At 61.2% G+C, this 13,291-nt stretch carries 13 protein-coding genes; 7 read left to right on the top strand and 6 right to left on the bottom strand.

What is annotated here, in order from left to right; genetic code table 11:
- The first annotated feature begins 229 nt into the window (after nucleotides 1-229).
- Nucleotides 230-880 (top strand): arylformamidase, encoded by a 651-nt coding sequence (gene kynB / locus AC07OV_RS28855; RefSeq protein ID WP_124528297.1) that lies wholly within the window; start codon nucleotides 230-232, stop codon nucleotides 878-880.
- On the top strand, nucleotides 877-1,734 hold the full coding sequence (gene kynA, locus AC07OV_RS28850; RefSeq protein ID WP_495093501.1) for a tryptophan 2,3-dioxygenase: 858 nt from the start codon (nucleotides 877-879) through the stop codon (nucleotides 1,732-1,734). Before kynB ends, kynA begins: the two co-directional genes overlap by 4 nt.
- Before the next feature lie 137 nt (nucleotides 1,735-1,871).
- On the opposite strand, the gene AC07OV_RS28845 is transcribed toward kynA, so the two are convergent.
- From AC07OV_RS28845 to antA, 4 genes are all read right to left on the bottom strand, one after another.
- Complete coding sequence (locus tag AC07OV_RS28845) at nucleotides 1,872-3,275, bottom strand: amino acid permease (protein WP_457407305.1); 1,404 nt, start codon at nucleotides 3,273-3,275, stop codon at nucleotides 1,872-1,874.
- Nucleotides 3,276-3,344: 69 nt separating this feature from the next.
- Complete coding sequence (antC, locus tag AC07OV_RS28840; RefSeq protein WP_495093500.1) at nucleotides 3,345-4,352, bottom strand: anthranilate 1,2-dioxygenase electron transfer component AntC; 1,008 nt, start codon at nucleotides 4,350-4,352, stop codon at nucleotides 3,345-3,347.
- Nucleotides 4,353-4,469: 117 nt separating this feature from the next.
- Entirely contained in the window at nucleotides 4,470-4,961 is a 492-nt protein-coding gene (gene antB, locus AC07OV_RS28835; protein WP_495093499.1) for an anthranilate 1,2-dioxygenase small subunit, read from the bottom strand.
- Nucleotides 4,961-6,352: an anthranilate 1,2-dioxygenase large subunit gene (gene antA, locus AC07OV_RS28830; protein ID WP_495093498.1), complete on the bottom strand. Its 1,392-nt coding sequence runs from the start codon at nucleotides 6,350-6,352 to the stop codon at nucleotides 4,961-4,963. The genes antB and antA overlap by 1 nt, the downstream gene beginning before the upstream one ends.
- A gap of 327 nt (nucleotides 6,353-6,679) precedes the next feature.
- Between antA and AC07OV_RS28825 the strand changes: the two genes are divergently transcribed.
- Nucleotides 6,680-7,672: an AraC family transcriptional regulator gene (locus tag AC07OV_RS28825; protein WP_176996926.1), complete on the top strand. Its 993-nt coding sequence runs from the start codon at nucleotides 6,680-6,682 to the stop codon at nucleotides 7,670-7,672.
- 133 nt (nucleotides 7,673-7,805) lie between these two features.
- On the opposite strand, the gene AC07OV_RS28820 is transcribed toward AC07OV_RS28825, so the two are convergent.
- Nucleotides 7,806-8,681 carry a LysR family transcriptional regulator gene (locus tag AC07OV_RS28820; protein ID WP_495093497.1) on the bottom strand — a complete coding sequence of 292 codons (876 nt, stop codon included), beginning with the start codon at nucleotides 8,679-8,681 and terminating at the stop codon, nucleotides 7,806-7,808.
- Nucleotides 8,682-8,795: 114 nt separating this feature from the next.
- Between AC07OV_RS28820 and AC07OV_RS28815 the strand changes: the two genes are divergently transcribed.
- The 3 genes from AC07OV_RS28815 to catA are packed head-to-tail and all read left to right on the top strand — an operon-like array spanning nucleotide 8,796 to nucleotide 11,197.
- On the top strand, nucleotides 8,796-9,923 hold the full coding sequence (locus tag AC07OV_RS28815; RefSeq protein WP_495093496.1) for a muconate cycloisomerase family protein: 1,128 nt from the start codon (nucleotides 8,796-8,798) through the stop codon (nucleotides 9,921-9,923).
- A 12-nt stretch (nucleotides 9,924-9,935) separates the two neighbouring features.
- Nucleotides 9,936-10,226 (top strand): muconolactone Delta-isomerase, encoded by a 291-nt coding sequence (gene catC, locus AC07OV_RS28810; protein ID WP_494999256.1) that lies wholly within the window; start codon nucleotides 9,936-9,938, stop codon nucleotides 10,224-10,226.
- Nucleotides 10,227-10,267: 41 nt separating this feature from the next.
- Nucleotides 10,268-11,197, top strand: coding sequence for a catechol 1,2-dioxygenase (gene catA, locus AC07OV_RS28805; RefSeq protein WP_176996929.1), 930 nt, complete (start codon nucleotides 10,268-10,270; stop codon nucleotides 11,195-11,197).
- Between the two features lie 130 nt (nucleotides 11,198-11,327).
- On the opposite strand, the gene AC07OV_RS28800 is transcribed toward catA, so the two are convergent.
- Nucleotides 11,328-11,801 (bottom strand): Lrp/AsnC family transcriptional regulator, encoded by a 474-nt coding sequence (locus AC07OV_RS28800; protein ID WP_016974903.1) that lies wholly within the window; start codon nucleotides 11,799-11,801, stop codon nucleotides 11,328-11,330.
- Between the two features lie 142 nt (nucleotides 11,802-11,943).
- Between AC07OV_RS28800 and kynU the strand changes: the two genes are divergently transcribed.
- Complete coding sequence (kynU, locus tag AC07OV_RS28795) at nucleotides 11,944-13,194, top strand: kynureninase (RefSeq protein WP_495093495.1); 1,251 nt, start codon at nucleotides 11,944-11,946, stop codon at nucleotides 13,192-13,194.
- Nucleotides 13,195-13,291: the final 97 nt, after the last annotated feature.

The following is a 13,291-nucleotide window of genomic DNA, read 5'->3' as shown; positions in this document are numbered from 1 at the left end:
GTGTTGTACTCAGTTTCGTGGGCTCGGGGGTGTGGAGAAGAGACAGGCGGTGGCGCCCTTCAGAACGCCATCGCCGGCAAGCCGGCTCCTACAATTGAAATATCCAATCACGAATAAGGTGTTTCATCGCAGTAAGTGCGAAAGATTTCCCTCCCCGCGCCAGAATTCGCAAGAAAATTCGCAACAGGCCCTCGTATCATTCACCCCAGTAACCGCCGAGAGCCTTCAGATGAACCCAATAAAAACGTGGTGGGATATCAGCCCGCCCTTGAGCACGGCGACCCCGACCTGGCCGGGAGATACGCCGTTCCAGGAAGAGCGCGTGTGGCAGTTTGGCCCGGAGTGCCCGGTGAATGTGGGGCGTATCACCTTGTCGCCGCACACCGGCGCCCACGTGGACGCACCGCTGCATTACAGCGCCGACGGCGCGCCGATTGGCGAGGTGTCGCTGGACGTGTACATGGGCCCCTGCCGCGTGCTGCATTGCCTGGGCAGCGGCGCCCTGGTGCAGCCGCATCAGCTGGAAGGGCGTGTGGATAACTTGCCGGAGCGTGTGCTGCTGCGTACTTATCCACAAGCGCCGCTCACCGAATGGGATTCGAACTTCACCGCCATCGCCCCGCAAACCATCGAGCTGCTCGCCAGCCTGGGCGTGCGTTTGATCGGCATCGACACCCCCTCCCTGGACCCGCAACAGTCCAAGACCATGGATTCCCACAACGCCGTGGCGCGCCATGGCATGGCGATTCTCGAAGGTATCGTGCTCGACGACGTACCGGAGGGCGACTATGAACTGATCGCCCTGCCACTGCGGTTTGCCAACCTCGACGCCAGCCCGGTCCGCGCCATTCTCCGCCCGCTCAAGGAGCCCACTCGATGAGCCAATGCCCTTTCTCTGCTGATTATCAGCCGCCCGAAGAATGGCATAACGCCGAACTGAATTTTTCCGAGTCCATGAGCTACGGCGATTACCTGGACCTGGGCAAAGTCCTCAGCGCCCAGCACCCGCTGTCGCCGGACCACAACGAAATGCTCTTCATCATCCAGCACCAGACGTCCGAGCTGTGGATGAAACTGATGCTCCACGAACTCAAGGCGGCCCGCGAACACGTGCGCCTGGGCGAGTTGCCGCCGGCGTTCAAGATGCTGGCGCGGGTGTCGCGGATCTTCGACCAACTGGTGCACGCCTGGGCGGTGCTGGCGACCATGACGCCGTCGGAGTACAAGGCGATCCGCCCGTTCCTGGGGCAGTCGTCGGGGTTCCAGTCGTTCCAGTACCGCGAGATCGAATTCATCCTCGGCAATAAAAGCGCGGCACTGTTGCGGCCCCACGCCCATCGGCCGGAGCTGTTGAACGAGTTGAAAGTGGCGATTGCCACGCCGTCGCTGTATGACGAGGCGATCAACCTGATGGCCAAGGCCGGCCTGGCGATTGACCCGAAACGCGCCGAACGCGACCCGACGGCGCCGACGGTGCACGATGAGTCCGTGGAGGCGGCGTGGCGTGAGGTGTACCGCGACCCGAGCCGTTATTGGGATTTGTATCAGTTGGCCGAGAAATTTATCGACCTGGAGGACTCGTTCCGCCAGTGGCGTTTCCGCCATGTGACGACGGTGGAACGGATCATTGGCTTCCAGCCGGGCACCGGCGGCACCGAGGGCGTGGGGTATTTGCGCAAGATGCTCGACACCGTGCTGTTCCCGGAACTCTGGCGAGTACGCTCCACGCTCTAAACAAAAAAGCCCCGGATTACCGGGGCTTTTTATTGGTTGAAACACTCCCCTTGTAGGAGCCCGGCTTGCCGGCGATGGCATCTTTGATATCGGCGCAAGGCTTGAGGCCCATCGCCGGCAAGCCGGCTCCTACAAGGTTATTGTGCGTTGACCACCGCGTTGCTTTTGCGAACCCGCAACCGGTAGGCCACATAGATAATCCCCACCCACACCGGCATCGCATACACCGACTCGCTGATGCCCGGAATCGCCAGCATCACGCTGATGATCATCACCATGAACGCCAGGCACAGGTAGTTGCTGAACGGGAACCAGAAGGTCTTGAACGACGGGGTCACGCCTTGCTGGCCCATGGCTTTGCGGAACTTGATGTGGGTGATGCTGATCAGCGCCCAGTTGATCATCAGCGAGGCAACCACCAGCGCGAACAGCAGCTCCAGCGCGCTTTTCGGTGCCACGTAGTTGACCACCACGCACAGCATCGTCACCAACGCCGAAATCGCCAGGGCGCGGATTGGCACGCCTTGCTTGTTCAGCTTCATCAGCGATTTCGGTGCATCGCCTTGCTCGGCCAGGCCGAACAGCATGCGGCTGTTGCAGTACACGCCGCTGTTGTACACCGACAGCGCCGCGGTCAGTACCACGAAGTTGAGGATGTGCGCGGCGGTGTCGTTACCGATCAGCGAGAAGATTTGCACAAACGGGCTGCCGCTGTAGGCATCGCCCGACGCGCCGAGGGTTTGCAGCAGTTGGTCCCATGGGTACAGCGACAGCAGCACGGTCAGGGCGCCGACGTAGAAAATCAGGATGCGGTAGACCACCTGATTGATCGCCTTCGGGATCACCTTGCGTGGCTCGCTGGCCTCGGCCGCAGTAATGCCCACCAGCTCCAGGCCGCCGAACGAGAACATGATGAACGCCATGGACATCAACAGCCCCATGCCGCCATTGGGGAAGAACCCGCCGTGGCTCCACAGGTTGCTGACGGTCGCTTGTGGGCCACCGGTGCCGCTGAACAGCAGGTAGCAGCCGAGCACGATCATGCCGACAATCGCCACCACCTTGATGATCGCGAACCAGAACTCGGCCTCACCGAAGAACTTCACGTTCAGGGTGTTGATCAGGTTCACGGCCACAAAGAACACCAGCGCACTGACCCAGGTCGGGATCTCCGGCCACCAGAACTGGATGTACTTGCCCACGGCCGTCAGTTCGGCCATGCCCACCAGGACGTAGAGCACCCAGTAGTTCCAGCCCGCCAGGAAGCCCGCGTAGCCGCCCCAGTATTTGTGGGCGAAGTGGCTGAAGGAGCCAGCCACCGGCTCTTCGACGATCATCTCGCCGAGCTGGCGCATGATCAGGAACGCGATGAAGCCGGCAATCGCGTAACCCAGGATCATCGACGGCCCCGCCGACTTGAGTACCCCGGCCGAGCCGAGGAACAACCCCGTACCAATCGCCCCTCCCAAGGCGATCAGCTGAATATGCCGGTTCTTCAGGCCACGCTTGAGGCCTACCGGGTTAACCATGTCATCCGCCATTAACATTCCCTTCTACTTGTTTTTCTTAGGGTAAGTGCACGCGCAGCTGCCCCTCAGAAGTACTGAGGGTCAGATATTACTCTGCGTAAACTTTTCGTAATACAGCTGAACGCCATCAAGTGCCTGATCCGCCAGCCATTGTTGGACGGATTCGACCATTGGAGGGGGGCCGCACAGGTACATATCTGCCGAACTGTCCCGCCATTCGGCCACGTCGAAATGCTCGGTGAGGTAGCCGCGCTTGCCGGGCCAGTCTTCGGCGGGCGCGCTGAGCACCTCGGTGTAGCGAAAACCCGGAATTTTCGAAGCATAGGCCTGGATGCGCGCCGCTTCGCACAAGTCTTCGGCACCCCGCACGCCGTAATACAGATGAACGGGGTGGTCGCAGCCGTTGGCGGCCAGTTCGTCGAGCATGCCCAGCAAGGCCGACAGCCCGGTTCCACCGGCCACCAACACCAGCGGCTTGGTCACGTGGCGCAGATAAAACGCGCCCAGTGGCGCCTCCATCATCAGCTCATCGCCCACCTGGCAGCGTTCGCGCAGGTAGTTGCTCATCACCCCGTCGGGCAGCAGGCGCACCAGGAACTGCAGGCGATTGCCCGGCAGATTGGCGAAGGAATACGACCGCCAACTGTTCGTGCCCGGCACCGACAGGCGCGCATATTGGCCCGGCAGAAAATCCAGCGCCTGCTCCAACTGCACCTGCAGGATCGCCGTACTGGCCGACACCTGCTCCATCGCGCTCACGCTGCCTCGTACCTGCACGGGCCCCGGCGCATTGCACAGGCTTGAGTCGAAGTCGAAGTAGAACGTCGCGTCAGACTTCACCCGCGTCTGGCAACTGAGCATCTTGCGCTGCTGCAGGTCGAGGCTGGACAGGGCTTCTTCGTCGACATAATCCTGGGTGTAATCGCCACTATCGCAGCGCCCCTGGCAGGTGCCGCACACCCCCTCGCGGCAATCCAGCGGGATCTTGATACCGTTACGCAGCGCCGCATCCAGCAGGACTTCATTGGCGCCCACCGGAAAAAACAGGGTCTTGCCATCGGCAAAACTGAAGGCCACTTTGTGATTCATCCACCATTCTCCATGGATTCGATAACTGTAGGAGCTGGCTTGCCAGCGATAGCGGTCTGTCGGGCGGCAGTGCTCAACAGGTCAGACGCCATCGCCGGCAAGCCGGCTCCTACAGGGTCAGAGGTGATAGAAATCGAGCACCGAGTTGATGGTGTCGTTGAGCAGCAGCGCATGCTTGCGGGTGATCAACCAGCTGTCGCCATCGGGCTTGAGGCGGTACGTGGCATGCCCGTAGAACTGCTCCGACGTGGCCAGGCGATAGAACAGCGTGTGCCAGTTCAACTTCACCTTCAGCGTTCCATCCACCTGCTCGGCAATACGCACGTTGTTGATCAGGTGCAAGGTGCGCGGCATCGGCGTGGCTGACGCGGCCTTGCCGGTGCGCAAACGAAATACACGGTCTTCCAGGCCCGAGCGGTTGGCGTAGTAAATCAACGACATCTCGCGCTTGGGGTCGCGGGTATAGACGTGCTCCGAGTCCCACTGCGGCAGGTGGAATTCACTCTGCGGGTCGAACAGCTGCACATAGGCGTCCCAGTCCTGGGCATCGCACAGCTCGGCCTTGCGATAGAAGAACTGCTCGATCCGATACTGTAATTGGGCATTCATCACTCCACCTCCCGCAGTGTCAGCGCTTGCTTGTCGAGGCCTTTGAGCAGGAACTGCTGCCAGTTGCGATGCTGGTTCACATACAGGCCTTCGTGGGTGAATTCGGTGCCGGTCATGGCCGGTTGAATGCCGATGGCTTCGCTGTTGGGCGTGGGCCCGGTCTCCCAGCGATGGCTGCCGCGCGAGATATCGCTCCAGCGCTCCAGGCGCCCCTGGAAACCGCGCTGGGCTTCGCGAAACTCCACCAGGTCATCCGGCGTGCCCATGCCCGAGACGTTGAAAAAATCCTCGAACTGGCGGATACGGTTTTCGCGGTCGGCGTCGGACTCGTTCTTCACGCCCAGGCACTGGCTGATGATCTCGGTCTTGTTCCACGCCACCGGGCGGATGATGCGCAGTTGCGAGCTGATCTGGTCGAGAAAGAACAGGCTCGGGTAGATGTTCAGGTTGCGCAGGCGGTGCATCATCCACTCGGCCTTCTGCTGGCCGTGTTCCTCTACCAAGCGCGGCATGATGGTGGCGTAGCCGGAGCGCACGCTCGGGTTGGGCATGTCGCTGAACAACAGGCTGTGGCCGTTGTTGAACGCAAACCAGCCGTCATCGGTGTTCGCGTCGCCCGCGCCGAGCTTGCTGTAGTCCAGGGTGCTGCCTGCGCCTGTGCCGTTCTCGGTGTTGACCTGCTGGCGGTGCTGCACCGTGGCCACGTAGTTGTAGTGCACGGTGCTGACGTGATAACCGTCCAGGCCGTTCTCGTTTTGCAGCTTCCAGTTGCCGTCGTAGGTGTAGGCGGACTTGCCCGGGAGCACTTCCAGTTCGCCGGTGGCGGACTGGGCGACCATCATGTCGAAGAACACTTTGGCATCGCCGAGGAAGTCTTCCAGGCTGTCGGTGCCGTTGACGTCCAGGCTGATAAACACAAAACCTTTGTAGCTCTCGATGCGGGCCTTTTTCAGGCCGCGCGTGGCTTTGTCGAACCCCTCCGGGTATTCCCCCGGCGCCTTGACCTTAACCAGCCGGCCGTCGCTCTTGTAGCACCAGGCGTGGAACGGGCAAGTGAAGGTGGACTGGTTGCCCTTACCGACGCGGGTGAGGGTGGTGCCGCGATGCTGGCAGGCGTTGATCAGCGCATTGAGCCGGCCTTCGCCATCGCGGGTGATGATCATCGGCTGGCGCCCGGCGCGCATCGTCACGAAGTCGTGGGGGGTGGCCAGTTCGCTTTCGTGGCAGGCGTAGATCCAGTTCTTTTCGAAGATCAGTTCCATCTCCAGGTCGAACAGTTCCGGCTCGGTGAACATGTCCCGGGCGATGCGGAACACTTCATCCACCGGGCGAAAATCCAGGCAACCTTCGATAAACGTTTTCCACTGCTCGACGCTTCTTGCACCACTCATGGGAGGCACCTTTTTTGATCAGGGCTAATCGGTGGTTCATTAGAGAGGGCGGGGCAGGGAGCGGGCTATCCGCTAAATGGGCGAACCTGCGCCGGAAAGTTGGGCCGCAACATTGGGCAGCAAATACCCAACCCGGTGCAGGGCGGTGACGGGATGCGCTACTGTCTTGCAGGGCAAGGGGCGCGTAAACCGGCGACTTATCCACATAGTCGACCGTTGCTATCCACTCAGTGGCCATGGGCCGGGTGTGGCGCATAACTTGCTGTCGAACAATAACGACGCGCCGTCAGAGCGCGCAAAAAGCCTAACCGCCGTGGGTGCACCTTGATGAGTAGCCATACACGCGAAATCCATATTCAACGCTTTGACCTGGAAGGTGCCTGCAGCTGGATGTCCGGCATTTGTGGGCCGCACCGGCTGGCGACGTCCACGCCCGAACGCCTGCGCTTTCACCACAGTGCCAATGTGTTCAAGTCCCGCGCCACCACCTTGGGCGTGATCGAATACGGCACCGACGTGACCATCGACATTGAAGACGCCGAACACTTCAGCAGCTACAGCCTGAGCCTGCCGCTGGTGGGTGAACAGGAACTGAGCAAGAACGGTGAGCGCCTGAGTTCCAACCGCGACCAAGGCGTGATCCTCTCGCCCAATGAGCATCAGGTGTTGGCCATCTCTGGCGACTGTCGCAAGTTGCAGGTGGTGATCACCCGCGCGGCGATGAGCGAAACGCTGGAAGGTTTGCTGCAACGGCCGATCGAGGCACCGTTGCGTTTCGAGTCGGTGATGGATGCAGTGGACGGCGCGTCGGCGTCGTGGTGGCGCATGGCGCGTTACTTCATTGCAGAGCTGGAGCGCAGCAGCGAGTTATATGAGCAGGCGGCGTTTACCCGAGACCTGGAAAGCTCGCTGATCAAGGGGTTGATCCTGGCGCAGCCGAACAACTACTCCGAAGAACTGCGCGACGTACTCGGTGTGAAACTGCCGCACTACCTGATCCGTGCGCGTCAGTACCTGCATGACAACGCTCGTGAGGCGGTGTGTCTGGAAGACCTGGAAGCTGTCTCCGGGGTGACGCGCTTCAAGCTGTTTGATGCCTTTCGCAAGTACTTCGCGCTGTCGCCCATGGCGTATTTGAAGAAGCATCGGTTGGGTGCGGTGCGCCAGGAGATTCTCGAGCAAGGCTCCACGCGCACCATCTCCGAAATTGCCCTGGGGTGGGGGTTTACGCACCTGGGGCGGTTCTCCGCGGAGTACCGCAAGTTGTTCGATGAATCCCCCAGCCAAACCCTGCAGCGCAAGCGCTTGCGCAGCCTTTGATCCCCATGAAGATCCAAATGTGGGAGCTGGCTTGCCTGCGATAGCGGTGGGTCAGCCAACCGATGTGTCAGCTGATCCACCGCCATCGCAGGCAAGCCAGCTCCCACAGGGGGTTTGTGGTGTTTGGGAGGAATCAGATCAATTCTTCCACCAGTTGCAGGCAATGACTGAGCCCCGGCGACTGATCATTCACCCGTCTGCTGAGGATGATCGGCGAGGTCGCCGTAGTCTCCACAATCGGCGTATACCCGATGTCCGCACGGTGCAGCACCTGCACCGACGCCGGCACCAGCGTCACGCCCATCCCCGCGCCCACCAGCCCGATGGCGGTCTGCAGTTCGTTGGTCCATTGCGCCACTTTGAGGCTCAGGCCGTGGGCGTCGAACAGCGCGATCACATGGTCGGCATAGCTGGGGCGAGGGTTGCCGGGGTAGAGCACAATCGGTTCGGCGGCCAATTGGGCGAGGGTGGCCGGCGCCTCCAGCAACGGGTGCCCGGCGGGCAGCACGGCCACCAGCCGATCTTCCACCAGCACGCGCTGGACGATGGCCGGGTCGTCGATGCGAATCCGCCCGAACCCCACGTCAATGCGCCCGGCCTTGAGCGCTTCGACCTGCTGCAAGGTGGTCATTTCCGACAGCCCCAGCTCCAGTTCCAGCGCCTCATGGGTGCGCAGGCGGCGGATCAGTTCCGGCAGCACGCCGTACAGGGTCGACGGGGCAAAACCGATGCCCAGCCAGGTCTTTTCGCCTTGGCCAATGCGGCGTGTGTTGTCGCAGACCTTGTTCAACTGCTCCAGCAACACATTGGCATGTTCGTAGAAAAACCGCCCGGCCTCGGTCAGCCGCAGCGGCCGGCCGCGTTCGAGCAGGATGACCCCCAATTCGTCCTCCAATTGCTGGATCTGCCGGCTCAACGGCGGCTGGGCGATGTGCAGGCGTTCGGCGGCGCGGGTGAAGTTGAGGGTTTCACCCAGCACCTGGAAATAGCGCAGATGACGCAGCTCCATGACGGCTCCTTTCATACCTTGAGGGTATTGCTCAAGACCCATTCTATATTGGAAGCCTTTAAAGATACGGCACAGAATCGGCTCAAACCTAAAAAGAACCCAACGGGTATAGCCATGCCGATTTGCGCCATCGAGTCGATCGAGACGATCATCGTCGACCTTCCCACTATTCGCCCGCACAAGTTGGCGATGCACACGATGCAAAACCAGACGCTGGTGATCATTCGCCTGCGTTGCGCTGACGGCATCGAAGGCATCGGCGAAGCCACCACCATCGGCGGCCTGAGCTACGGCAACGAAAGCCCCGACAGCATCAAGATCAACATCGACCGCCACTTTGCCCCGCTGCTGATTGGCCAGGACGCCAGCAACATCAACGCGGCCATGTTGCGCCTGGAGCGCAGCATCCGTGGCAACACCTTTGCCAAGTCCGGGATCGAAAGCGCCTTGCTCGATGCCTTGGGCAAGCGCCTCAACCTGCCGGTCAGCGAACTGCTCGGCGGTCGCGTACGTGATGCCTTGCCGGTGGCCTGGACCCTGGCCAGCGGCAACACCGAAAAGGACATTGCCGAAGCTGAAAAGATGCTCGACCTGCGCCGCCATCGCATTTTCAAATTGAAGATCGGTGCCGGTGAAGTCGCCCACGACTTGGCCCATGTCATTGCCATCAAAAAAGCCTTGGGCGACCGCGCCAGCGTGCGGGTCGACGTCAACCAGGTGTGGGATGAAGCCGTCGCCCTGCGCGCGTGCAAGGTGCTCGGCGACAACGGCATCGACCTGATCGAACAACCGATCTCGCGCAATAACCGCGGTGGCATGGCGCGGCTCAACCTGTCGAGCCCGGCGCCGATCATGGCCGATGAGTCCATCGAGTGTGTCGAGGATGCCTTTAACCTAGCCCGCGAAGGTGCGGCCTCGGTGTTCGCCCTCAAGATCGCCAAGAACGGCGGCCCGCGTGCCGTGCTGCGTACCGCGGCGATTGCCGAAGCAGCAGGTATTGGCCTGTACGGCGGCACCATGCTCGAAGGCGGCATCGGCACGCTGGCCTCGGCCCATGCCTTCCTCACGCTGAACAAACTGGCGTGGGACACCGAGCTGTTTGGCCCGTTGCTGCTCACCGAAGACATTCTCGTCGAGCCGCCGGTTTACCGCGATTTCCAGTTGCATGTTTCCACTGCGCCGGGCTTGGGCCTGGCCATTGATGAGGAGCGCCTGGCGTTCTTCCGTCGTGACAAACACTAAGAGGCACCTGCCATGTTGTTCCACGTAAAAATGACCGTGAACCTGCCGCTCGACATGCCCCCGGAGCGCGCCGCTGGCCTCAAGGCCGAAGAAAAAGCCCTGGCCCAGCGCCTGCAACAGGAAGGCAAATGGCGCCACCTGTGGCGCATTGCCGGGCACTACGCCAACTACAGCGTGTTCGATGTCGACAGCGTGCAGGATCTGCACGACCTGCTGATGCAACTGCCGCTGTTCCCCTACATGGCCATCGAAGTGAACGCCCTGTGCCGGCACCCTTCGTCGATCCATGAGGACGACCGTTAAGCCTGCTTCAACACGAATAACTACAAGATGAGGATTGCACCATGTCCATCCGACTGTCCCAGACTGCCCATGCCCAACAGTTTCTCGAAGAAGCCAGCGGCAACCTCAACGACGGTGGCAACCCGCGTACCAAGGCGCTGATCTACCGGATCCTGCGCGATACCGTGAACATCATCGAAGACCTGGAAGTGACCCCGGAAGAGTTCTGGAAGGCGGTCAACTACCTCAACGAACTGGGCAAGCATCAGGAGGCCGGTTTGCTCGCGGCCGGCCTGGGCCTGGAGCATTACCTGGATTTGTTGATGGACGCTGCCGATGAAGAAGCCGGTAAATCCGGCGGTACACCGCGTACCATCGAGGGCCCGTTGTATGTGGCTGGGGCGCCTTTGTCGAAATACGAGGCACGCCTGGACGACGGCACTGACGCGGCGGTACCGCTGTTCATGCGCGGGCAGGTGCGCGACACGCATGGCAAGCCATTGGCCGGGGCGATTGTGGATGTGTGGCAGGCCAACACGGGCGGCACTTACTCTTGGTTCGACCCGACGCAATCGGAGTTCAACCTGCGTCGGCGCATCGAAACCGATGCCCAGGGCAACTACCGTTTTCGCAGCATCGTGCCGTCGGGCTACGGCTGCCCACCGACCGGCCCGACCCAGCAGTTACTCGATCAACTGGGGCGCCACGGGCAGCGTCCGGCGCACATTCATTTCTTTATTTCGGCGCCTGGGCATCGGCACCTGACCACGCAGATCAACCTGTCGGATGACCCGTACCTGCATGATGATTTTGCCTATGCGACGCGGGATGAATTGATTGCTGAAATCCGCTTCAGTGACGATCAGCAGCTGGCGCGGGAGTTCGGTGTGGAAGGGCGGTTTGCGCAGATCGACTTTGACTTTGAATTGCAGGCCTCGGCGGCACCGGTCGAGCAAAAGCGCATGCAGCGCGTGCGCGCCCTCGAAGACTGAACAACGAACACGCTTCAACATGTGGGAGCTGGCTTGCCTGCGATAGCGGTGGTGAATGTTACATAGCTATCGCAGGCAAGCCAGCTCCCACAGGTTCCAGTTTTCGCAGGTTTTTTTGTGGTGTTGCTGGTTATTTGCGGATAACCAAATCCAACACCTCATCCCGATCCTTGATCTTCTGCAGCACGATCTCCGAACGAATATCCATCACCCCCGCCGTGCGGTTCAGGTGGTTCACGATAAAGTCCGAAAAGTGCTTGAGGTTGCGTGCCTGCACCCGCAGCACATAGTTGCTGGCGCCGGTGATCACGTAGGCGCTGGCCACCTCAGGCCAGCCCTGCACCTTCTTGATAAACGTCTCGTGCCAATCCTCCACATCCTGGCGTAACGACAGGTGCACGATGGCCTCCAGCTCGATGCCCAGTTGCTCGGCGTTGAGCACTGCGCGATAGCCGCTGATGATTCCTTCGCTCTCCAACAGGCGCAAACGGCGCAGGCAGGCGGACGGCGACAGCGCGACTTTTTCCGCCAGTTCCTGGTTGCTGATACGGCCATCCTGTTGCAGGAAATGCAGGAGGCGCAGGTCGGTGGCGTCGAGAATCATGATTAGAATAAATCCGCGTGTTTGGGGGTTAAAATCGAATTTCCTACAGCTTAATTAGCCTTTTGCCCGTTACTTTGCACGAAAATTTTGTAAAGCTTCGTTCAATATTTTGTCCATCGCACTTATAAAAACAGGACAACCCATGACCACTCGAAGACACTGCCAAGCCCTCGATGCCCAGGACCCGCTGGCGCCCTTGCGCCGTCAGTTCGCGCTGCCAGACGGCGTGATCTACCTCGACGGCAACTCCCTGGGCGCACGCCCGGTGGCCGCACTGGAACGGGCGCAGGCGGTGATCGCCGAGGAATGGGGCAATGGCTTGATCCGCAGCTGGAACAGCGCCGGCTGGGCCGACTTGTCGCAACGCCTGGGCAACCGCCTGGCCCCGCTGATCGGCGCACGCGACGGCGAAGTGGTGATCACCGATACCACCTCGATCAACCTGTTCAAGGTACTCAGTGCCGCCCTCACGGTGCAGCGCCAACGTACGCCGACGCGCAAGGTGATCGTCAGCGAAGCCAGCAACTTCCCCACTGACCTGTACATCGCCGAAGGCCTCACCGAGTTGCTGCAACAGGGCTACTCCCTGCGCCTGGTCAACAGCCCGGACGAACTGCCCCAGGCCATCGACAGTGACGTGGCGGTGGTGATGCTCACCCACGTCAACTACAAGACCGGGTACATGTACGACATGCAGGCGGTCACGGCCTTGAGCCACGAGTGCGGCGCGCTGAGTATCTGGGACCTGGCGCATTCGGCGGGCGCGGTGCCCATCGACCTGCACACCGCCGGTGCGGACTACGCGATTGGCTGCACCTACAAATACCTGAATGGCGGCCCCGGCTCCCAGGCGTTCGTGTGGGTCAACCCGGCCCTGGTGGACGTGGTGCGCCAGCCGCTGTCGGGCTGGTTCGGGCATACCCGCCAGTTCGCCATGGAATCCAACTACGCGCCGAGTGCGGGCATCGCCCGTTACCTGTGCGGCACGCAGCCGATCACGTCGCTGGCCATGGTGGAATGCGGTCTGGAGATCTTTGCCCAGACCGACATGGCCAGCCTGCGCAGTAAATCCCTGGCATTGACCGACCTGTTCATCGCATTGGTCGAAGCGCGATGCGCCGCCCATGGCCTGGTGTTGATCACCCCGCGTGAGCACGCCAGGCGCGGCAGTCACGTGAGCTTTGAACACCCTGAAGGCTACGCGGTGATCCAGGCGCTGATTGCCCGTGGCGTGATCGGTGATTACCGTGAGCCGCGCATCATGCGGTTCGGGTTTACGCCGTTGTACACAAGCTTCACCGAGGTGTTCGACGCCGTGGAAATCCTCGGCGAGATCCTCGACAACCACTCCTGGGATCAGCCGCAGTTCAAGGTGCGCAACAGCGTTACCTGACACAACGCCCCATTCCCTGTAGGAGCCCGGGGGGGGGGGGGGGGGGGGGGGGGGGGGGGGGGGGGGGGGGGGGGGGGGGGGGGGGGGGAGGGGGGGG

Source organism: Pseudomonas sp. GW821-FHT09A09 (genome assembly GCF_059418405.1).
Note: the sequence above shows the minus strand (reverse complement) of the source record. Positions and strands in the feature narration are given on the sequence as shown.

What these genes read in the sequence shown, in the direction of transcription:
- kynB (WP_124528297.1), top strand. Translation starts at nt 230, where the DNA reads ATGAACCCAATAAAAACGTGGTGGGATATCAGCCCGCCCTTGAGCACG.
- kynA (WP_495093501.1), top strand. Translation starts at nt 877, where the DNA reads ATGAGCCAATGCCCTTTCTCTGCTGATTATCAGCCGCCCGAAGAATGG.
- AC07OV_RS28845 (WP_457407305.1), bottom strand. Translation starts at nt 3,275, where the DNA reads ATGGCGGATGACATGGTTAACCCGGTAGGCCTCAAGCGTGGCCTGAAG.
- antC (WP_495093500.1), bottom strand. Translation starts at nt 4,352, where the DNA reads ATGAATCACAAAGTGGCCTTCAGTTTTGCCGATGGCAAGACCCTGTTT.
- antB (WP_495093499.1), bottom strand. Translation starts at nt 4,961, where the DNA reads ATGAATGCCCAATTACAGTATCGGATCGAGCAGTTCTTCTATCGCAAG.
- antA (WP_495093498.1), bottom strand. Translation starts at nt 6,352, where the DNA reads ATGAGTGGTGCAAGAAGCGTCGAGCAGTGGAAAACGTTTATCGAAGGT.
- AC07OV_RS28825 (WP_176996926.1), top strand. Translation starts at nt 6,680, where the DNA reads ATGAGTAGCCATACACGCGAAATCCATATTCAACGCTTTGACCTGGAA.
- AC07OV_RS28820 (WP_495093497.1), bottom strand. Translation starts at nt 8,681, where the DNA reads ATGGAGCTGCGTCATCTGCGCTATTTCCAGGTGCTGGGTGAAACCCTC.
- AC07OV_RS28815 (WP_495093496.1), top strand. Translation starts at nt 8,796, where the DNA reads ATGCCGATTTGCGCCATCGAGTCGATCGAGACGATCATCGTCGACCTT.
- catC (WP_494999256.1), top strand. Translation starts at nt 9,936, where the DNA reads ATGTTGTTCCACGTAAAAATGACCGTGAACCTGCCGCTCGACATGCCC.
- catA (WP_176996929.1), top strand. Translation starts at nt 10,268, where the DNA reads ATGTCCATCCGACTGTCCCAGACTGCCCATGCCCAACAGTTTCTCGAA.
- AC07OV_RS28800 (WP_016974903.1), bottom strand. Translation starts at nt 11,801, where the DNA reads ATGATTCTCGACGCCACCGACCTGCGCCTCCTGCATTTCCTGCAACAG.
- kynU (WP_495093495.1), top strand. Translation starts at nt 11,944, where the DNA reads ATGACCACTCGAAGACACTGCCAAGCCCTCGATGCCCAGGACCCGCTG.